General features: G+C 51.1%; 18 protein-coding genes, 2 pseudogenes and 1 other annotated feature. Of the genes and pseudogenes, 11 read left to right on the forward strand and 9 right to left on the reverse strand.

Annotated features, from left to right (window positions below; all coding sequences use genetic code 11):
• Positions 1 to 159 precede the first annotated feature (159 nt).
• Positions 160 to 2508 (forward strand): annotated as a pseudogene (gene sopA, locus NAZ64_RS12145) (SPI-1 type III secretion system effector HECT-type E3 ubiquitin transferase SopA).
• 84 nt (positions 2509 to 2592) lie between these two features.
• On the opposite strand, the pseudogene NAZ64_RS12150 reads toward sopA, so the two are convergent.
• Positions 2593 to 2715: pseudogene (locus tag NAZ64_RS12150) on the reverse strand (hypothetical protein); the annotation flags it as partial.
• Between the two features lie 159 nt (positions 2716 to 2874).
• On the opposite strand from NAZ64_RS12150, the gene sbcB reads away from it, so the two are divergent.
• Entirely contained in the window at positions 2875 to 4305 is a 1431-nt protein-coding gene (gene sbcB, locus NAZ64_RS12155; RefSeq protein WP_000216706.1) for an exodeoxyribonuclease I, read from the forward strand.
• Positions 4306 to 4440: 135 nt separating this feature from the next.
• Here the strand turns inward: sbcB and plaP are convergent, their stop codons facing one another.
• The 4 genes from plaP to NAZ64_RS12175 form a co-directional block, all read right to left on the reverse strand.
• Positions 4441 to 5799, reverse strand: coding sequence for a putrescine/proton symporter PlaP (gene plaP / locus NAZ64_RS12160; RefSeq protein WP_001519005.1), 1359 nt, complete (start codon positions 5797 to 5799; stop codon positions 4441 to 4443).
• Complete coding sequence (gene yoeI, locus NAZ64_RS12165; RefSeq protein WP_096335044.1) at positions 5789 to 5851, reverse strand: membrane protein YoeI; 63 nt, start codon at positions 5849 to 5851, stop codon at positions 5789 to 5791. Before yoeI ends, plaP begins: the two co-directional genes overlap by 11 nt.
• Positions 5852 to 6084: 233 nt before the next feature.
• Positions 6085 to 6999 carry a LysR family transcriptional regulator gene (locus NAZ64_RS12170; protein WP_220569804.1) on the reverse strand — a complete coding sequence of 305 codons (915 nt, stop codon included), beginning with the start codon at positions 6997 to 6999 and terminating at the stop codon, positions 6085 to 6087.
• Positions 7000 to 7044: 45 nt separating this feature from the next.
• Complete coding sequence (locus NAZ64_RS12175) at positions 7045 to 7869, reverse strand: SDR family oxidoreductase (RefSeq protein ID WP_000754712.1); 825 nt, start codon at positions 7867 to 7869, stop codon at positions 7045 to 7047.
• Between the two features lie 162 nt (positions 7870 to 8031).
• On the opposite strand from NAZ64_RS12175, the gene hisL reads away from it, so the two are divergent.
• The 9 genes from hisL (at position 8032) to hisIE (ending at position 15364) form a co-directional block, all read left to right on the forward strand.
• Positions 8032 to 8082, forward strand: a complete 51-nt coding sequence (gene hisL / locus NAZ64_RS12180; RefSeq protein WP_001364200.1) for a his operon leader peptide — start codon at positions 8032 to 8034, stop codon at positions 8080 to 8082.
• Positions 8058 to 8181, forward strand: a sequence feature (His leader region). (Overlaps the previous gene by 25 nt.)
• A 46-nt stretch (positions 8182 to 8227) precedes the next feature.
• Positions 8228 to 9127 (forward strand): ATP phosphoribosyltransferase, encoded by a 900-nt coding sequence (hisG, locus tag NAZ64_RS12185; RefSeq protein ID WP_000886600.1) that lies wholly within the window; start codon positions 8228 to 8230, stop codon positions 9125 to 9127.
• Positions 9128 to 9229: 102 nt separating this feature from the next.
• A complete protein-coding gene (gene hisD / locus NAZ64_RS12190) occupies positions 9230 to 10534 on the forward strand; it encodes a histidinol dehydrogenase (protein WP_316987738.1) in 1305 nt (434 codons plus the stop codon).
• Positions 10531 to 11610: a histidinol-phosphate transaminase gene (gene hisC, locus NAZ64_RS12195; protein WP_220569802.1), complete on the forward strand. Its 1080-nt coding sequence runs from the start codon at positions 10531 to 10533 to the stop codon at positions 11608 to 11610. Before hisD ends, hisC begins: the two co-directional genes overlap by 4 nt.
• On the forward strand, positions 11607 to 12674 hold the full coding sequence (gene hisB, locus NAZ64_RS12200; protein ID WP_000080050.1) for a bifunctional histidinol-phosphatase/imidazoleglycerol-phosphate dehydratase HisB: 1068 nt from the start codon (positions 11607 to 11609) through the stop codon (positions 12672 to 12674). Before hisC ends, hisB begins: the two co-directional genes overlap by 4 nt.
• On the forward strand, positions 12674 to 13264 hold the full coding sequence (gene hisH, locus NAZ64_RS12205) for an imidazole glycerol phosphate synthase subunit HisH (RefSeq protein WP_001103591.1): 591 nt from the start codon (positions 12674 to 12676) through the stop codon (positions 13262 to 13264). Before hisB ends, hisH begins: the two co-directional genes overlap by 1 nt.
• Complete coding sequence (gene hisA / locus NAZ64_RS12210) at positions 13264 to 14001, forward strand: 1-(5-phosphoribosyl)-5-[(5-phosphoribosylamino)methylideneamino]imidazole-4-carboxamide isomerase (protein WP_000586406.1); 738 nt, start codon at positions 13264 to 13266, stop codon at positions 13999 to 14001. Before hisH ends, hisA begins: the two co-directional genes overlap by 1 nt.
• The gene (gene hisF, locus NAZ64_RS12215) at positions 13983 to 14759 is read left to right on the forward strand and encodes an imidazole glycerol phosphate synthase subunit HisF (RefSeq protein ID WP_000880125.1); all 777 of its coding nucleotides are present in this window, start codon (positions 13983 to 13985) and stop codon (positions 14757 to 14759) included. Before hisA ends, hisF begins: the two co-directional genes overlap by 19 nt.
• Positions 14753 to 15364 (forward strand): bifunctional phosphoribosyl-AMP cyclohydrolase/phosphoribosyl-ATP diphosphatase HisIE, encoded by a 612-nt coding sequence (gene hisIE, locus NAZ64_RS12220; RefSeq protein ID WP_220569801.1) that lies wholly within the window; start codon positions 14753 to 14755, stop codon positions 15362 to 15364. Before hisF ends, hisIE begins: the two co-directional genes overlap by 7 nt.
• Before the next feature lie 80 nt (positions 15365 to 15444).
• Here hisIE and wzzB read toward each other — a convergent pair whose 3' ends face one another.
• The 4 genes from wzzB to NAZ64_RS12240 all read right to left on the reverse strand — a co-directional run bounded on the left by wzzB (position 15445) and on the right by NAZ64_RS12240 (position 20060).
• Positions 15445 to 16428: an LPS O-antigen chain length determinant protein WzzB gene (gene wzzB, locus NAZ64_RS12225; protein WP_220569800.1), complete on the reverse strand. Its 984-nt coding sequence runs from the start codon at positions 16426 to 16428 to the stop codon at positions 15445 to 15447.
• A gap of 142 nt (positions 16429 to 16570) precedes the next feature.
• Positions 16571 to 17737 (reverse strand): UDP-glucose 6-dehydrogenase, encoded by a 1167-nt coding sequence (ugd, locus tag NAZ64_RS12230; protein ID WP_220569799.1) that lies wholly within the window; start codon positions 17735 to 17737, stop codon positions 16571 to 16573.
• A 236-nt stretch (positions 17738 to 17973) separates the two neighbouring features.
• Positions 17974 to 19380, reverse strand: a complete 1407-nt coding sequence (gene gndA, locus NAZ64_RS12235) for an NADP-dependent phosphogluconate dehydrogenase (protein WP_220569798.1) — start codon at positions 19378 to 19380, stop codon at positions 17974 to 17976.
• A gap of 182 nt (positions 19381 to 19562) precedes the next feature.
• The gene (locus NAZ64_RS12240; RefSeq protein ID WP_088758716.1) at positions 19563 to 20060 is read right to left on the reverse strand and encodes a WbuC family cupin fold metalloprotein; all 498 of its coding nucleotides are present in this window, start codon (positions 20058 to 20060) and stop codon (positions 19563 to 19565) included.
• Positions 20061 to 20076 lie beyond the last annotated feature (16 nt).

Below are 20076 nucleotides of genomic sequence, written 5' to 3' on the forward strand. Positions count from 1 at the left end.
ATACGGTGACATGATGACAGGATGGACACTTTCTGAAAGAAACCTGCCAGATAACATGGTGAATTGTGATCTCCATCGCCATACCGACATATGAAGCTTACTTTTAAGGCGTTAAAAATCCAGACCGTTTTTCCATAATGATGTTGATAAGGAATTCTAATGAAGATATCATCAGGCGCAATTAATTTTTCTACTATTCCTAACCAGGTTAAAAAATTAATTACCTCTATTCGTGAACATACGAAAAACGGGCTCGCCTCAAAAATAACCAGTGTTAAAAACACGCATACATCTTTAAATGAAAAATTTAAAACAGGAAAGGACTCACCGATTGAGTTCGCGTTACCACAAAAAATAAAAGACTTCTTTCAGCCGAAAGATAAAAACACCTTAAACAAAACATTGATTACTGTTAAAAATATTAAAGATACAAATAATGCAGGTAAGAAAAACATTTCAGCAGAAGATGCCTCAAAAATGAATGCAGCATTCATGCGTAAGCATATTGCAAATCAATCATGTGATTATAATTACAGAGTGACAGGTGCGGCCCCGCTCCCCGGTGGAGTCTCTGTATCAGCTAATAACAGGCCCACGGTTTCTGAAGGTAGAACACCACCAGCATCCCCCTCCCTCTCACTTCAGGCTACGTCTTCCCCGTCATCACCTGCCGACTGGGCTAAGAAACTCACGGATGCAGTTTTACGGCAGAAAGCCGGAGAAACCCTTACGACCGCAGATCGCGATTTTTCAAACGCAGATTTCCGTAATATTACATTCAGCAAAATATTGCCCCCCAGCTTCATGGAGCGAGACGGCGATATTATTAAGGGGTTCAACTTTTCAAATTCAAAATTTACTTATTCTGATATATCTCATTTACATTTTGACGAATGCCGGTTCACTTGTTCGACACTGAGCGATGTAATCTGCAATAATACGAAATTTAGTAATTCAGACATGAATGAAGTGTTTTTACAGTATTCAATTACTACACAACAACAACCTTCTTTTATTAATACAACATTAAAAAATACGCTTATGCATCACAAAACCAACCTCTCTGGCGTTATTTTAAATGAACCGGATAATTCATCACCTCCGTCAGATTCAGGGTGCGTAAATTTTATTCGTTTAGGTGATATCTGGCTGCAAATGCCAATCCTTTGGACTGAGAGCGCTGTGGATGGATTTTTAAATCATGAACATAATAATGGTAAAAGTATTCTGATGACCATTGACAGCCTGCCCGATAAATACAGTCAGGAAAAAATCCGGGCAATAGAAGACCTGGTTAAGTCATTGCGGGGTAGCCACTTATCAGAGGCACATATCCGGCCAGTTGAAAGTTCGCTGTTGAGCGTACTGGCCCACCCTCCCTATACGCAAAGTGCACTTATCAGCGAGTGGCTCAGACCTGTTTAGGAACGTTTTTTTGCCCACCAGTGCCAGACCTATAATGGCGTTCCCCTGCCGGCTCCTGTCACATATTATCAGCAGCGCATACTGCCTGTGTTGCTGGATTCGTTTGACAGGAACAGCGCCGCCATGACCACTCACAGCGGACTCTTTAATCAGGTGATTTTACACTGTATGACAGGCGTGGACTGCACTGATGGCACCCGCCAGAAAGCTGCAGCGCTTTATGAACAGTATCTTGCTCACCCGGCGGTGTCTCCCCACATCCATAACGGGCTCTTTGGTAATTATGACGGCAGCCCGGACTGGACAACCCGCGCTGCAGATAATTTCTTGCTGCTTTCCTCCCAAGATTCAGACACGGCGATGATGCTCTCCACTGACACGCTGTTAACAATGCTAAACCCTACTCCTGACACCACATGGGACAACTTTTACCTGCTGCGAGCCGGAGAGAACGTTTCCACCGCGCAAATCTCTCCGGTAGAGTTATTCCGTCATGACTTTCCGGTGTTTCTCGCCGCATTTAATCAGCAGGCCGTGCAGCGACGCTTTGGGGAACTGATTGATATCATCCTCAGCACTGAAGAGCACGGGGAGCTGAACCAGCAGTTTATTGCCGCCACGAACCAGAAACATTCCACCGTGAAGTTGATTGATGATGCCTCAGTGTCGCGTCTGAACACCATTTTTGCCCCCTTGCTTCCTGAAGGCAAACTCAGCCCGGCACACTACCAGCACATCCTCAGTGCTTATCACCTGACTGACGCCACCCCACAGAAGCAGGCGGAAACCCTGTTCTGTCTCAGTACCGCATTCGCACGCTATTCCTCCAGCGCCATTTTCGGCACTGAGCATGACTCTCCGCCCGCCCTGAGAGGCTATGCGGAGGCGCTGATGCAGAAAGCCTGGGAGCTGTCTCCGGCGATATTCCCGTCCAGCGAACAGTTTACCGACTGGTCCGACCGTTTTCACGGCCTCCAGGGTGCCTTTACCTGTACCAGCGCTGTGGCGGATAGTATGCAACGTCATGCCAGAAAATATTTCCCGAGTGTTCTGTCATCCATCCTGCCACTGGCCTGGGCGTAGTCCAGCCTCAGCCCGCATGGAATTAAGGGACACAGCGTTGTGTCCCTTTGTAAATAGACCCATTTTAGTCCATGCATTTTTTGAGATCCCGGCCAGATTGACCCTGGCCCAAATTCCATACAGTACTAAATCGGAATCAGTAATTTCAGATGGACCGGAATATGGTTTACCATAGAGGGAGCATAGCTTAGTGTCGCTGATGGTCATTTTAGTATTTTGTACTCGATGATTTTAATGTTTATGTACTCACCATCGCATGTACGAACATTAGCAACAATATCAATTGGTGTACAAATACAATCAATCAACGACAAAATGAAAGAATAAAATATTTCATATACATATAACATCAGGCGTGTACATCAAGTGACAGTTAAAAACGACAGCATACAGAGCACATTCCTCTTCCACGATTACGAAACCTTCGGTACGCATCCGGCCCTCGACAGACCTGCGCAATTCGCCGCGCTCCGTACGGATAACGACTTCAACGTTATTGGCGAGCCGGAGGTGTTTTATTGCAAACCCGCCGATGATTATCTACCGCAGCCCGGCGCAGTGCTGATTACCGGCATCACGCCGCAGGAAGCGCGTGAGAAAGGAGAAAACGAAGCCGCTTTCGCCAGACGCATTCATGCGCTGTTTACCGTTCCTAAAACCTGCGTTGTGGGCTACAACAATGTGCGCTTTGATGATGAAGTCACGCGCAATATTTTTTATCGCAACTTTTACGATCCCTACGCCTGGAGCTGGCAGCATGATAATTCACGTTGGGATCTATTGGATGTCATGCGCGCCTGTTATGCGCTGCGCCCGGAGGGAATTAACTGGCCGGAAAACGACGACGGCCTGCCCAGCTTTCGTCTGGAACATTTAACCCAGGCGAACGGGATCGAACACAGCAACGCGCATGATGCGATGGCGGATGTCTACGCCACTATTGCGATGGCGCAACTGGTGAAAACACGCCAGCCGCGGCTGTTTGATTATCTTTATAGCCACCGCAGTAAACATAAACTGGCGGCGCTGATTGACGTTCCGCAAATGAAGCCGCTGGTGCATGTCTCCGGCATGTTTGGCGCGTGGCGCGGTAATACAAGCTGGGTCGCGCCGCTGGCGTGGCATCCTGAAAACCGTAACGCGGTGATCATGGTCGATTTAGCAGGCGATATTTCTCCTCTTCTTGAGCTAGACAGCGACACCCTTCGCGAGCGGCTTTATACGGCCAAAGCCGATCTTGGCGATCTCGCCGCAGTGCCGGTAAAGCTGGTGCATATCAATAAATGTCCGGTACTGGCGCAGGCGAATACCTTGCGCCCGGAGGATGCCGACCGGCTGGGAATTAACCGCCAGCACTGCCTGGATAACCTGAAAGTGTTGCGTGAAAACCCGCAGGTCCGCGACAAAGTGGTGGCGATTTTTGCCGAAGCCGAACCTTTTGCCGCCTCGGATAACGTTGATGCCCAGCTCTATGATGGTTTTTTCAGCGATGCCGATCGCGCAGCCATGAAAATCGTACTCGAAACCGAGCCGCGTAACCTGCCTGCGCTGGATATTACCTTTGTCGATAAGCGCATTGAGAAGCTACTGTTTAATTACCGCGCACGCAATTTTCCCGGTACGCTGGATGACGCAGAGCAGCAGCGCTGGCTGGAGCATCGCCGTCAGGTGCTGACGCCGGAGTTTTTACAACAGTATGCCAATGAATTGCAGATGCTTTCTCAGCAGTATGCGGAAGATAAAACGAAGCTGGGGTTGCTGAAATCACTGTGGCAGTACGCAACTGAGATTGTGTAATTGACCAATGCCTGACGGGCATTGTTAATCCAGAGCGGATAAATAGTGACGCAGCCATCTGGTAAACATGCTGGATGACAGACAAAAAACCGGAGGCACTGCCTCCGGTTTTACTATTACCAATAATACGCGCGATTACGCGACGTCTTCGTACTGTGGAACCGGGTTGCGGAAGCTTTTAGTTACGCACGCCAGATAAATCAGCCCGATACCCGCCCAGATCAGGCCCAGTACCATTGAGCTCTCTTCCAGGTTAACCCACAACGCACCAACCGTGAGCGCGCCGCACATCGGCAGGAACAGATACTGGAAGTGATCTTTCAACGTTTTATTACGCTTCTCACGGATCCAGAACTGCGAAATCACCGACAGGTTAACAAAGGTAAACGCGACCAGCGCACCAAAGTTAATCAGCGCCGTCGCCATCACCAGGTCAAAATTAATCGCCAGCAGCGCGATCGCCCCGACCAGGATGATGTTCATCGCTGGCGTACGCCATTTCGGATGAACGTAACCGAAGAAGCTTTTCGGGAATACGCCGTCGCGCCCCATTACGTACATCAGGCGCGCTACGCCTGCATGCGCTGCCATACCGGAAGCCAGCACGGTGATAGTAGAGAAGATCAGCGCGCCCACCTGGAAGGTTTTACCCGCCACGTACAACATGATTTCCGGCTGAGACGCATCCGGATCTTTAAAGCGAGAGATATCCGGGAAGTACAATTGCAGGAAATAGGTTGCAAAGATGAAGATCAGGCCGCCAATCAGCGCGGTCAGGAAAATCGCACGCGGGATCACGCGTTCAGCATCTTTGGTCTCTTCCGACAGGTTACTGATGCCGTCAAAGCCAGTAAAGGAGAAGCACAGGATCGTCGCTCCCGTAATCATCGGGATAACGTGCGCATCGCCGGACCAGAACGGACGAGTGCTCGCCAGCGTACCGGCGCCTTCGCCTTCAAATACGCCATAAACCACCATGCCCAGAATGACCGCAATCAGCACCACCTGTAACACCACAATCACGGTGTTGAAGTTAGCGACCGATTTGAGGCTGCGCAGGTTAAAGGCCGTCATAAAGGCCACCAGCGCCACGACAAACACCCATGACGGAATGGAGGGCACCAGCGCTTCAAAATAAATTTTCGCTAACAGAATGTTGATCATCGGCGCGAACAGATAATCGAGCAGAGAAGACCAACCCACCATAAAGCCAACGGTCGGGCTGATGGATTTCTGGGCATAGGTGTACGCCGAACCCGCGGAAGGATAGCGACGCACCAGTTTCCCGTAGCTCAACGCCGTAAACAGAATCGCGATTAACGCGAATGCATACGCCGTCGGTACGTGACCGTCAGTGAGGCCTGAAACGATACCAAATGTATCGAACAGCGTCATCGGCTGCATATAGGCAAGACCCATCATTACAACCGGAACTAACGTAAGCGTTTTACGTAATTCCACGCGAGAGGTGTTTGGAGTAACGTTATGCGACATGGTCATTCTCCTTTACGGCGAATGCCGTCGCGTAAGCAAAAAATTGCCCCATTTTCTGGATTCCTCAGCGACAACAACTGTCGATTTTTAAGTAAGTATCTATCCGGTACGAAGCCCGGCCTCTTGGTATTGAATGATGTGTTTGAAGCAAAAAAATAACCGACGCGTATTAAAACGTCGGTTAGTGTCATTTTTTGCAAGCGGCGTATTCTGCCCTAAATTGAAGTGAAATGACAAGAGAATGCGAGCGCGTTCAAAAAATTATTTTTCATAAGCGATTGATTTTTAAACCGGCGATTTTGCATACACCCCAGCAATAGCATTATTTGCTAAAATTTCATCCCGCCACCAGCCGCTGGCCAGCCCGGCGGTCTGTTCATTCCAGCCAACCCACACCGGTTCATAGGCGATTTGCGCCACAACTTTCTTCTCTATAAGCGCGCCGCTTTCCAAAAATCGCTGCGCCAGATAACGCGGTAAATAGCCGCACCCCAGTCCGCTAATTTGCAGCTCCAGCTTGGTTTTAAAATCAAACACGGTAATCGCTTCCTGAGCGTCGAGCAGTTCAGACCCTATTGATCGCGAGGAATGGACGCTATCGCCAACCACAATCGCGCGAAAACGTTTGATCGTCTGGCGGCTAAGCGGTTCCTCTTCATGAACCAGCGGATGATGCGGAGCGACAGCAAACACCAGTTCAAGATCGCCCAGTCTTGCAAAGCCAAAGCCGGTGTCAGGCGGCGGCGCGCGCATGGCGCCAACAATGATATCCGCCCTTCCCTGCGTCAGCGTCTCCCATGAACCGCCGAGAACGCCATTAACAAATTTAAGGCGCGTCACGCTGTGGCGTTGATAAAAAGCGTCGATAAGCGGGGCCAGAAGAGAAAAGGGAAAGGTATCATCCACACCGATGACCAGTTCGTTCTCCCAGCCTTCATGCAGTTTAATCGCCTGCTTTTCCAGCTCGCGAACGGTGTGCAGCACTTCACGGCCTTTTTCCAGTAGCATCTTACCGGTTCGCGTAAATCGCGCGCGGTGCCCGCTACGGTCGAGCAGTTGGATATTAAGATCGTTTTCCAGCTTATGAACGGTATAACTGAGGGCGGACGGCGTTTTAAATAATTTTGCCGACGCCGCCGCGAAGCTGCCTTCTTTTTCTAACGCATCAAGAATAATCAGAACGTCCAGCAGTGGTTTCATACTCGTCCCCTTGCGCTATATGGCGACCACCTGCTGGACAGCGACTCACTCCATCGGCATCACCAGCGGATCGGGATATTGATATTCAAATCCCAGCTCATTACAAATCCGGCTACCGTCGATAATCTTCCCTTTGCCGTTGTCCGGTGCGTCACGAAAATGCGGCGGCGCCATTCCCAGCAAGCGCGTCATTTGCGGATAAAACACGTTGCGGGCTGGATGCGCCGGCGCACATATATTATAGATGTGCCCTCCTTTCGGCGCCTGTAGCAAGAGGGTAATTGCGCCAACCACGTCTTCAAGATGCACCAGATTGACCCCGTGTTGACCATCCGGCGCGGTTTTTCCGGCAAAGAAACGTCCGGGATGGCGCCCAGGCCCGACCAACCCCGCCAGCCGCAGAATATCCACTGACGTGCCCGGCAGATTATGCAGCCAATCTTCCAGTTCCTTCAGGGTACGCCCGCTGGCCGTGACCGGATTACGCGGCGTATTCTCTTTCACCACGCCTTGCGCATCGCCGTAAACAGACGTCGAACTGGTAAAAATAATACGCGGGATACGATAAGCCAGCGCGCTGTCGACCAGCTCCTGCATCGCCTGCAGATAAAAATCCTCTCCCGGACCGCTACGGCGCGCGGGCAGTGTTATCACCAGCGCATCGACATCCAGCAGAGCGTCAAGATCGTCCGCCTCACAGACCAGCTCCGGCTCCAGACGCAGCGGATAGCTTTCAATTCCACTCATACGGGCCGCTTCCACCCCGTCAAGGGTGGTTTTGCTGCCGGTAACCTGCCAGCCTCTCGCTGCCAGCGACATTGCCAGCGGCATGCCTAACCAACCTAAACCGACAATTGCGACCTTTTTCATCCATTTTCTCCTGACTTTAACGCCTCATACATAAGGCTACGCCAGCCCGCCGTGACTGACAATTCATACTATAAATGCGAAATGAAAAAAGCGCTTGCTTTAAGGCGTAAAAGTGGTTTAGGTTAAAAGGTATCAAATGAATAAGCATTCATCGGAATTTTTATGACACGCGTTCAATTTAAACACCACCATCATCACCATCATCCTGACTAGTCTTTCAGGCGATGTGTGCTGGAAGACATTCAGATCTTCCAGTGGTGCATGAACGCATGAGAAAGCCCCCGGAAGATCATCTTCCGGGGGCTTTTTTTTGGCGCGCGATACAGACCGGTTCAGACAGGATAAAGAGGAACGCAGAATGTTAGACAACACCCGCTTACGCATAGCTATTCAGAAATCAGGCCGTTTAAGCGATGATTCACGAGAATTGCTGGCCCGCTGCGGCATAAAGATTAATTTACACACTCAGCGCCTGATTGCGATGGCGGAAAACATGCCGATTGATATCCTGCGCGTGCGTGATGATGACATTCCGGGTCTGGTGATGGATGGCGTGGTCGATCTCGGCATTATCGGCGAGAACGTGCTGGAAGAAGAGCTACTCAATCGCCGCGCGCAGGGCGAAGATCCGCGCTATTTTACCCTGCGCCGTCTTGACTTCGGCGGCTGCCGTTTATCGCTGGCAACGCCGGTTGACGAAGCCTGGGACGGCCCGGCGGCGCTGGACGGTAAACGTATCGCTACCTCTTATCCGCACCTCCTCAAACGCTACCTCGATCAGAAAGGCGTCTCTTTTAAATCGTGTCTGTTAAATGGTTCTGTCGAAGTCGCGCCGCGCGCGGGGCTGGCCGACGCTATCTGCGATTTGGTCTCTACCGGCGCGACGCTTGAAGCTAACGGCCTGCGTGAAGTCGAAGTTATCTACCGCTCTAAAGCCTGTCTGATTCAGCGCGACGGTGAAATGGCACAGAGCAAGCAACAGCTGATCGATAAATTGCTGACCCGTATTCAGGGCGTGATTCAGGCGCGCGAATCGAAATACATCATGATGCACGCGCCAAGTGAACGCCTGGAAGAGGTTATCGCCCTGCTGCCAGGCGCCGAAAGGCCGACAATTCTGCCGCTGGCGGGCGAGCAACAGCGCGTGGCGATGCACATGGTCAGCAGCGAAACGTTGTTCTGGGAAACCATGGAGAAACTGAAAGCGCTTGGCGCCAGCTCGATTCTGGTACTGCCGATCGAGAAGATGATGGAGTGATCTGACGCCTGATGGCGCTGCGCTTATCAGGCCTACGTAATGCGTTGATATTTTGGGTTCAGTAGGCCGGATAAGGCGGAACCCTGTGATGGAGTAAAAACCATGAGCTTCAATACCCTGATTGACTGGAACAGCTGTAGCCCTGAGCAGCAGCGTGCGCTGCTGACGCGTCCGGCGGTTTCCGCCTCTGACAGTATTACCCGGACGGTCAGCGATATTCTGGATAATGTAAAAACGCGCGGTGACGATGCCCTGCGTGAATACAGCGCTAAATTTGATAAAACAGAAGTGACAGCGCTACGCGTTACCCCTGAAGAGATCGCCGCCGCCGGCGCGCGTCTGAGCGACGAATTAAAACAGGCGATGGCCGCTGCCGTCAAAAATATTGAAACGTTCCATTCCGCGCAGACGCTACCGCCTGTAGATGTGGAAACCCAGCCAGGCGTGCGTTGCCAGCAGGTTACGCGTCCCGTCGCGTCCGTCGGTCTGTATATTCCCGGCGGCTCGGCTCCGCTCTTCTCAACGGTGCTGATGCTGGCGACGCCGGCGCGCATTGCGGGATGCCAGAACGTGGTTCTGTGCTCGCCGCCGCCCATCGCTGATGAAATCCTCTATGCGGCGCAACTGTGTGGCGTGCAGGAAATCTTTAACGTCGGCGGCGCGCAGGCGATTGCCGCTCTGGCCTTCGGCAGCGAGTCCGTACCGAAAGTGGATAAAATTTTTGGCCCCGGCAACGCCTTTGTAACCGAAGCCAAGCGTCAGGTCAGCCAACGCCTCGACGGCGCGGCTATCGATATGCCTGCCGGGCCGTCTGAAGTACTGGTGATCGCCGACAGCGGCGCAACACCGGATTTCGTCGCGTCTGACCTGCTCTCCCAGGCAGAACACGGTCCGGATTCGCAGGTGATCCTGCTGACGCCTGATGCTGACATTGCCCGCAAGGTGGCGGAGGCGGTAGAACGTCAACTTGCAGAACTGCCGCGCGCGGACACCGCCCGGCAGGCCCTGAGCGCCAGTCGTCTGATTGTGACCAAAGATTTAGCGCAGTGCGTCGCCATCTCTAATCAGTATGGGCCGGAACACTTAATCATCCAGACGCGCAATGCGCGCGATTTGGTGGATGCGATTACCAGCGCAGGCTCGGTATTTCTCGGCGACTGGTCGCCGGAATCCGCCGGTGATTACGCTTCCGGAACCAACCATGTCTTACCGACCTATGGCTATACTGCTACCTGTTCCAGCCTTGGGTTAGCGGATTTCCAGAAACGGATGACCGTTCAGGAACTGTCGAAAGCGGGCTTTTCCGCTCTGGCATCAACCATTGAAACATTGGCGGCGGCAGAACGTCTGACCGCCCATAAAAATGCCGTGACCCTGCGCGTAAACGCCCTCAAGGAGCAAGCATGAGCACTGAAAACACTCTCAGCGTCGCTGACTTAGCCCGTGAAAATGTCCGCAACCTGGTACCGTATCAGTCCGCCCGCCGTCTGGGCGGTAACGGCGATGTCTGGCTGAACGCGAATGAATTCCCGACAGCGGTGGAGTTTCAGCTCACCCAACAAACGCTTAACCGCTACCCGGAATGCCAGCCAAAGGCCGTGATTGAAAACTACGCGCAATATGCTGGCGTAAAGCCGGAGCAGGTGCTGGTCAGCCGCGGCGCGGATGAAGGGATCGAACTGGTGATCCGCGCCTTCTGCGAACCGGGGAAAGACGCCATTCTCTACTGTCCGCCCACTTACGGTATGTACAGCGTCAGCGCCGAAACCCTTGGCGTAGAGCGCCGGACGGTTCCCGCGCTTGAAAACTGGCAGCTGGATCTACAAGGGATTTCCGACAACCTTGACGGCACAAAAGTGGTATTCGTTTGTAGCCCCAATAACCCCACCGGGCAACTTATCAACCCGCAGGATCTGCGCACGCTGCTGGAGTTGACACGCGGTAAAGCGATAGTCGTCGCCGACGAAGCTTATATTGAGTTTTGCCCACAGGCCACGCTGACAGGCTGGCTGGTTGAATATCCTCATCTGGTTATCCTGCGCACATTGTCGAAAGCTTTTGCGCTGGCGGGTCTGCGCTGCGGCTTTACGCTGGCTAATGAAGAGGTGATCAACCTGCTGTTAAAAGTGATCGCCCCTTATCCGCTTTCTACGCCAGTGGCGGATATCGCCGCCCAGGCGCTGAGTCCGCAGGGAATAAACGCAATGCGCAATCGCGTGGCGCAGACAGTGCAGGAACGTCAGTATCTGGTGAATGCCCTGCAACAGACCGCCTGCGTAGAACACGTCTTTGACTCTGAAACCAACTATATTCTGGCGCGGTTTACCGCCTCCAGCAGCGTGTTTAAATCCTTATGGGATCAGGGCATTATCTTACGCGATCAGAATAAACAACCTTCTTTAAGCGGCTGCCTGCGGATTACGGTCGGCACCCGCCAGGAAAACCAGCGCGTCATTGACGCCTTACGTGCGGAGCCAGTATGAGTCAGAAGTATCTTTTCATCGACCGGGACGGAACCTTAATTTCCGAACCACCGAGCGATTTTCAGGTAGACCGCTTTGATAAACTGGCCTTTGAGCCAGAGGTGATTCCCGTATTGCTGAAGCTGCAAAAAGCCGGTTTTAAGCTGGTGATGATCACTAACCAGGATGGACTTGGCACGCAAAGCTTCCCGCAGGCGGACTTCGACGGACCGCACAACCTGATGATGCAGATTTTCACCTCACAGGGCGTACGCTTTGATGAGGTGCTGATCTGCCCTCACCTGCCCGCAGACGACTGCGACTGCCGCAAGCCCAAAGTGAAGCTGGTGGAGCGTTATCTTGCGGAACAAGCGATGGATAGCGCCAACAGCTATGTGATTGGCGATCGTGCGACCGATATCCAGCTCGCTGATAACATGGGCATTACTGGTTTACGCTATCACCGTGAAACGCTGAACTGGACGATGATTGGCGAACAGCTAACGAAACGCGATCGTTATGCGCATGTGGTCCGCAACACCAAAGAGACACAGATTGATGTCAGCGTCTGGCTGGATCGCGAAGGCAACAGCAAGATTAATACCGGCGTCGGCTTCTTTGACCATATGCTCGATCAAATCGCCACCCACGGCGGCTTTCGTATGGAGATTACCGTTAAGGGCGATCTCTATATCGACGATCACCATACGGTAGAAGATACCGGACTGGCGCTCGGTGAGGCATTAAAACTGGCACTCGGCGACAAACGCGGTATCTGCCGTTTTGGCTTTGTACTGCCGATGGATGAATGTCTGGCGCGCTGCGCGCTGGATATTTCCGGTCGTCCGCATCTGGAATATAAAGCTGAATTTACCTACCAGCGTGTGGGCGATTTGAGCACAGAGATGATTGAACACTTTTTCCGCTCACTCTCTTACACGATGGGCGTCACTCTGCATCTCAAGACTAAGGGTAAGAACGATCACCACCGTGTCGAAAGTTTGTTTAAAGCCTTTGGTCGGACGCTACGCCAGGCTATTCGCGTGGAGGGCGATACATTACCGTCCTCGAAAGGAGTGCTGTGATGAACGTCGTCATCCTTGACACCGGCTGCGCCAATTTAAGCTCGGTAAAATCCGCCGTGGCGCGCCACGGTTACACCCCGGTGGTTAGCCGCGAAGCGGAAATCGTATTACGCGCTGACAAACTCTTTCTGCCCGGCGTCGGCACGGCGCAGGCCGCTATGGATCAACTGCGCGAACGTGAACTGATCGACTTAATTAAAGCGTGTACTCAGCCGGTACTGGGTATCTGCTTAGGGATGCAACTGCTGGGTCGTCGCAGCGAAGAGACGCGCGGCGTGGATCTGCTGAACATTATCGAACAAGACGTGCCGAAAATGACCGACTTTGGTCTGCCGCTGCCGCACATGGGCTGGAATCGCGTGTATCCGCAGGCGGGCAATCGGCTGTTTCAGGGCATTGAAGATGGCGCCTATTTTTACTTTGTTCACAGCTACGCGATGCCGGTCAACCCGTGGACTATCGCCCAGTGCAATTACGGCGAGCCGTTTACCGCAGCGGTACAGAAAGATAATTTCTTCGGCGTACAGTTCCACCCGGAACGTTCGGGCGCGGCGGGTGCTCAGTTGCTGAAAAACTTCCTGGAGATGTAATGATTATTCCGGCATTAGATTTAATTGACGGCACCGTGGTGCGTCTCCATCAGGGCGACTACGCCCGCCAGCGGGATTACGGTAACGATCCCCTGCCCCGTTTGCAGGATTACGCCGCCCAGGGCGCCGGGGTGCTGCATCTGGTAGATCTGACCGGCGCTAAAGATCCGGCGAAGCGACAGATACCGCTGATTAAAACCCTGGTCGCGGGCGTGAACGTGCCTGTTCAGGTCGGCGGCGGCGTGCGTACCGAAGAAGACGTTGCGGCATTACTGAAAGCTGGCGTTGCCCGTGTGGTCATCGGTTCAACGGCGGTGAAATCCCCTGACGTGGTGAAAGGCTGGTTTGAACGTTTTGGCGCGCAGGCGCTGGTGCTGGCGCTGGACGTTCGCATAGACGAACACGGCAACAAGCAGGTGGCGGTTAGCGGCTGGCAGGAAAATTCCGGCGTCTCGCTGGAACAACTGGTGGAGACCTATCTCCCCGTCGGCCTGAAACATGTACTGTGTACCGATATTTCTCGCGACGGCACGCTGGCGGGCTCTAACGTTTCGCTGTACGAAGAGGTATGCGCCAGATATCCGCAGATCGCCTTTCAATCCTCCGGCGGTATTGGCGATATCGATGATATTGCCGCCCTGCGCGGCACCGGCGTGCGCGGCGTGATTGTCGGACGCGCTCTGTTAGAAGGGAAATTTACCGTTAAGGAGGCCATCCAATGCTGGCAAAACGTATAATTCCGTGTCTGGATGTTCGTGATGGTCAGGTGGTGAAAGGCGTACAGTTTCGCAACCATGAGATCATTGGCGATATCGTTCCGCTAGCCAAACGCTATGCCGACGAAGGCGCGGACGAACTGGTGTTCTATGACATTACCGCCTCCAGCGATGGTCGCGTAGTCGATAAAAGCTGGGTGGCGCGCGTTGCCGAGGTGATCGACATTCCGTTTTGTGTAGCGGGCGGTATCCGGTCAATTGACGACGCCGCCAAAATTCTTTCTTTCGGGGCGGATAAGATCTCTATCAACTCCCCGGCGCTGGCTGACCCAACGCTGATTACCCGTCTGGCTGACCGTTTTGGCGTACAGTGCATTGTCGTCGGGATTGATACCTGGTTTGACGACGCCACGGGGAAATACCATGTTAACCAGTATACCGGCGATGAAAACCGTACCCGCGTAACGCAGTGGGAGACGCTGGATTGGGTGCAAGAGGTACAACAGCGCGGCGCGGGGGAAATCGTCCTGAATATGATGAACCAGGACGGCGTGCGTAACGGTTACGATCTGACGCAGTTGAAAAAAGTCCGTGACGTTTGCCGCGTGCCGCTGATCGCCTCCGGCGGCGCGGGCACGATGGAACACTTTCTTGAGGCATTCCGTGATGCCGATGTCGACGGCGCGCTTGCCGCCTCCGTTTTTCACAAGCAAATCATCAATATTGGCGAATTAAAAGCGTACCTGGCAGGCCAGGGCGTGGAGATCAGGATATGTTAACAGAGCAACAACGCCGTGAGCTGGACTGGGAAAAAACCGATGGCCTGATGCCAGCCATCGTGCAACATGCGGTATCCGGCGAAGTATTGATGCTGGGCTATATGAACCCACAAGCGCTGGACATAACCATTGAATCAGGCCATGTCACGTTCTTCTCACGCACGAAACAGCGTTTATGGACCAAAGGCGAAACCTCAGGCCATGTGCTGAATGTCGTCAGCATTGCGCCGGATTGCGACAACGATACACTGCTGGTGCTGGCAAACCCTGTCGGGCCGACCTGCCACAAAGGTACCAGCAGCTGCTTTGGCGACGCCGGCCATCAGTGGTTATTCCTGTATCAACTGGAGCAGCTACTGGCAGAGCGCAAAACCGCCGATCCGGCCAGCTCTTACACGGCGAAACTGTACGCCAGCGGTACTAAACGTATTGCGCAAAAAGTTGGCGAAGAAGGTGTGGAAACCGCGCTGGCGGCCACCGTTAACGATCGTGTTGAGCTGACCAATGAAGCGTCTGATTTGATGTACCACCTGCTGGTGCTGTTGCAGGATCAGGATCTCAACCTCACCACCGTGATCGACAATCTTCGTAAGCGTCATCAATAAGCGTAAAAAAACCGGGCAATGCCCGGTTTTTTAATGAGAGATTTTACCTTTCGTAGCCGACCACCATCCGGCAAAGAAGCTTACAAGGCTTTTGGCTCATAGCTACGTAGCGCATTGCGCCCCAGCACAATCCCGGCGCCGATCATCCCACCCAGCAATACAGCCAGCACAAGGGTAATGGCTGTTTTCGGGCTATCGCGACGAACCGGCAGCGTCGGCTTCATCACATAACGATAGACGTGCACCGTATCGGCAGTCACTTTCAGATTTTTAATGTCCAGCAGTGTCTGCTTCGTCTGGTAATAGGCCGGAGAAAAGACCAGTGGACGCGTCGCTTCGTTCTGTATCATCGATTTTAGCGCATCGCTCCCCAGCAGGAACATCGTGTCCTGGGTAACATCCTGGGTTTGCTGAATCTGCGGCTGCGTGATTTTGGCCTCATCCGCATAGCGCAACGCTTCTTCGATTTGCTTAATACGCAGATCTTTTTGTTCCTGCGCCACAACTTCCTGCGTCTCAAGGGACTCCTGCAACGTTTTGGTTTGCAGCGTGATGTTATCTTTCAGGTCAACTTCCAGTTCCTTAGCGACCTCTTCATCCACCTGTTGGATATATTCCGCCAGCCGACGCTGCGCCCCTTCAGCGGTAGTACTCACATAAGAAACCGAGAGCGGCAGCGCCTGCCCCTTTACCGACTGTTCAATGGTGAGCTTTTCCCGCTCTTTCTGATTATCCAGCGCTTCCGATAATGCGGAAAACGCAGAGCTAAAGCGGCTTATAAAATTCGCCTGCACTTCAGAGATTCTGGGGGCATTCCCGCCATACAAGACGTTGAGCGCGTTGGTATAGGTGGCAACCTGCGCGGCATCAGGTTGGGTAATAATCGCCGTGGATGTCCATTTTTCTTTGGCTATCATCAGGTAGCCTACGGCCAGCAAAATGGCGATAATAACGGCTACAATAATGGTCATCTTCCCACGCCATAACTGTAGCAATAACTCAATCAAATCAATCTGTTCCGGATCGTTCCCACGCCCGGAAGACGTATTACTATCCACTGTCATAGATACCCTAACTAAAAAAAGGATGAAGCTGGAGACAGTGTAGTCATAAAGCAAATATATGCCATAGGATTAATGATAAAAATCAGACATTATTTCCATTTGGTCAATAAATCATCGGAACTCATCAGCCCCGATTGCCTTATTAATCACTACCGAAAAGATCGCGGGTATACACTTTTTCAGCGACATCCAAAAGCTCTGCCGCCATCCTGTTGGAAATAATGACATCCGCCTGCTGTTTAAAGCAGTGCAAATCACGTTCAAGACGTGAGTTAAAGAAAGTTTCTTCTTGCATTACCGGCTCATAGATGATGACCTCTACGCCTTTCGCTTTAATACGTTTCATTATCCCCTGAATCGATGAGGCGCGAAAGTTATCGGAGCCACTCTTCATAATCAGGCGATAAATTCCTACCACTTTAGGCTTTCTGGCAAGGATAGAATCGGCAATAAAATCTTTACGCGTACGGTTTGCTTCAACGATAGCGGAGATAATATTATTAGGCACCGACTGATAATTAGCCAGCAACTGTTTGGTATCTTTTGGCAAACAATATCCGCCATAACCAAAAGAGGGATTATTGTAATGATTGCCAATACGCGGGTCGAGGCACACCCCTTCAATAATTTGTCGGGTATTTAACCCTAACGTTTCAGCATAGCTGTCTAATTCATTAAAATAAGCGACTCGCATAGCGAGATAAGTATTGGCGAAAAGTTTAATGGCTTCCGCTTCAGTGGAGTCCGTAAACAGCGTCGGAATCTCCTGTTTAACAGCGCCTTCCTGGAGTAATGCGGCAAATTCTCTGGCGCGCTCAGATTGTTCCCCAATCACGATACGGGAGGGATAAAGGTTATCGTAAAGGGCTTTACCTTCGCGTAAAAACTCCGGAGAGAAAATGATATTTTCTGTCGCAAACTTCTGACGCATTGCCGCCGTGAAGCCAACCGGCACCGTAGACTTAATAATCATCACGGCTGCGGGGTTGATGCTGATCACATCCTGAATGACCGATTCCACACTGGACGTATTAAAATAGTTGGTTTTTGGATCGTAATCCGTAGGCGTAGCAATGATGACGTAATCAGCATTCTGGTACGCATCAAACTTATCCAGCGTTGCCCTGAATGTGATGTTATCTTCCTTTAAAAATTGCTGAATTTCTTTATCAACAATCGGAGATATCCGATCATTTAACAGTTCAACACGGGAAGGAACAATGTCTAACGCCACCACTTCATGGTGTTGTGCAATAAGCAAACCATTAGACAAGCCAACATAACCCGTCCCGGATATCGTGATTTTCATTATTCGCTCTCAGAATCAACTTAATTATGAATCATGATGTATTTCGCATCCTGATAAGATATTAAAGTTTTAACGCCTGAGTATATAAAGCGCAACGCAGACGAAAACAATTCAGATTATCTTCATTAAGATAAACACAGATTATTAAGTTAATATTAAGCAAAAGCGATAAATCAATAAGAATAGAGATAAAAAAAAGCCCGGTATTAAACCGGGCTTAAACATTTTTGCAGAAATTATTCCAACCATTCGGTATGGAAAATGCCTTCTTTATCAGTACGTTTATAGGTGTGCGCACCAAAGTAGTCACGCTGCGCCTGAATTAAGTTAGCTGGCAGTACTGCGGCGCGATAGCTGTCATAGTAGGCCACTGCCGCAGAGAATGTCGGCACCGGAATGCCGTTCTGCACCGCGTAAGCCACAACATCACGCAGCGCCTGCTGGTACTCATCAGCAATTTTCTTGAAGTAAGGCGCTAACAGCAAATTGGCAATACCGGCGTTTTCTGCGTAAGCATCGGTAATCTTCTGCAGGAACTGAGCGCGAATGATACAGCCCGCACGGAAAATCTTAGCAATCTCGCCGTAGTTAAGATCCCAGTGATATTCATCAGACGCGGCGCGTAGCTGCGAGAAGCCCTGCGCATAGGAGACGATCTTGCCAAGATACAGCGCACGACGCACTTTCTCGATAAATTCCGCTTTGTCGCCTGCCGGCTGCGCTTTCGGTCCGGAGAGCACTTTAGATGCGGCAACACGTTGCGCTTTCAGCGAAGAGATGTAACGCGCAAAGACAGATTCGGTAATCAGCGACAGCGGTTCGCCCAGATCCAGCGCGCTCTGGCTGGTCCATTTACCGGTCCCTTTGTTGGCGGCTTCATCAAGAATGACATCCACCAGGTAGTTTCCGTCTTCATCTTTTTTAGTGAAGATGTCTTTAGTGATGTCGATCAGATAACTGCTCAGCTCGCCGTTATTCCACTCAGTAAAAGTGTTCGCCAACTCTTCATTGCTGAGGTTCAGGCCGCCTTTCAGCAGGGAGTAAGCTTCAGCGATAAGCTGCATATCGCCATATTCAATACCATTGTGGACCATCTTGACGTAGTGACCCGCGCCATCGGAGCCTATATAGGTCACGCACGGTTCGCCATCTTCCGCCACGGCAGCAATCTTCGTCAGGATCGGAGCCACCAGTTCATAGGCATCTTTCTGACCGCCAGGCATGATAGATGGCCCTTTCAGCGCGCCCTCTTCACCACCGGAAACGCCGGTACCGATAAAGTTAAAACCTTCCGCAGACAGCTCGCGATTGCGACGGATTGTGTCCTGGAAGAAGGTATTACCGCCATCAATAATGATATCGCCTTTTTCCAGATACGGTTTCAGCGAATCGATAGCTGCATCAGTACCTGCGCCCGCTTTCACCATTAACAGGATACGACGAGGCGTTTCGAGGGATTCAACAAACTCTTTCACCGTGTAATAAGGCACCAGCTTTTTGCCGGGATTCTCGGCAATCACTTCTTCGGTCTTTTCACGGGAGCGGTTGAAAACGGAGACGGTATAACCACGGCTTTCGATGTTGAGCGCGAGGTTGCGCCCCATCACTGCCATACCGACGACGCCGATCTGTTGCTTGGACATTACATACTCCTGTCAGGTGTGGTCACCGCGCGACGAGAACGCACGATTTTAATGTATCAAAGATGTTAACCCAATATTCATCAATATAATAGTTCATTATTTGCATATATTAAATAAAATGAGATATGGCTAATAATGTACATTATAGAAGTTATACTTCCAATAAGCTATATTATAGATTATTAAACTTTATACACTTGCCCGACACTTAAATTCTCTAATTTGTAAATAATTTTTTCTCGAGAGATTTCTTTATAACTTTCAATACATGACCAGAATGGTACCACCTTTGCATCTAACTCGAGAAATGGTCCTTCTTTAACCTCTAATACAACAGCATGTGATGAACGACAGACAAGTGTATGAATAGTATTAGGTTCTATTTTAGCGAATAATGCACCATGCTGGCCGCCTAATTGAAATATATTTTTTACCTTACCATTTTCATCAAATACATATAACTCAACCTCACCATTAATGACTTGAAAATACTCCCATTGCCATATGTTTTTATGAAAATGAGGAGGGATATATGTACCTTTGATTAAGGCAATTAGAAGCATTTGAACTTTATCTTGGTGACTTGCATGTAAGCTTAAATGCGCTCTAAGTCGTTCAGATTTTTTCGCAACGTCAATCAACTCTTGCATTTGTTTTGCTGAAAACAAACTAACTTGCATAGGAGGACCTATATTT

This window comes from Salmonella sp. A1325 (assembly GCF_056991255.1).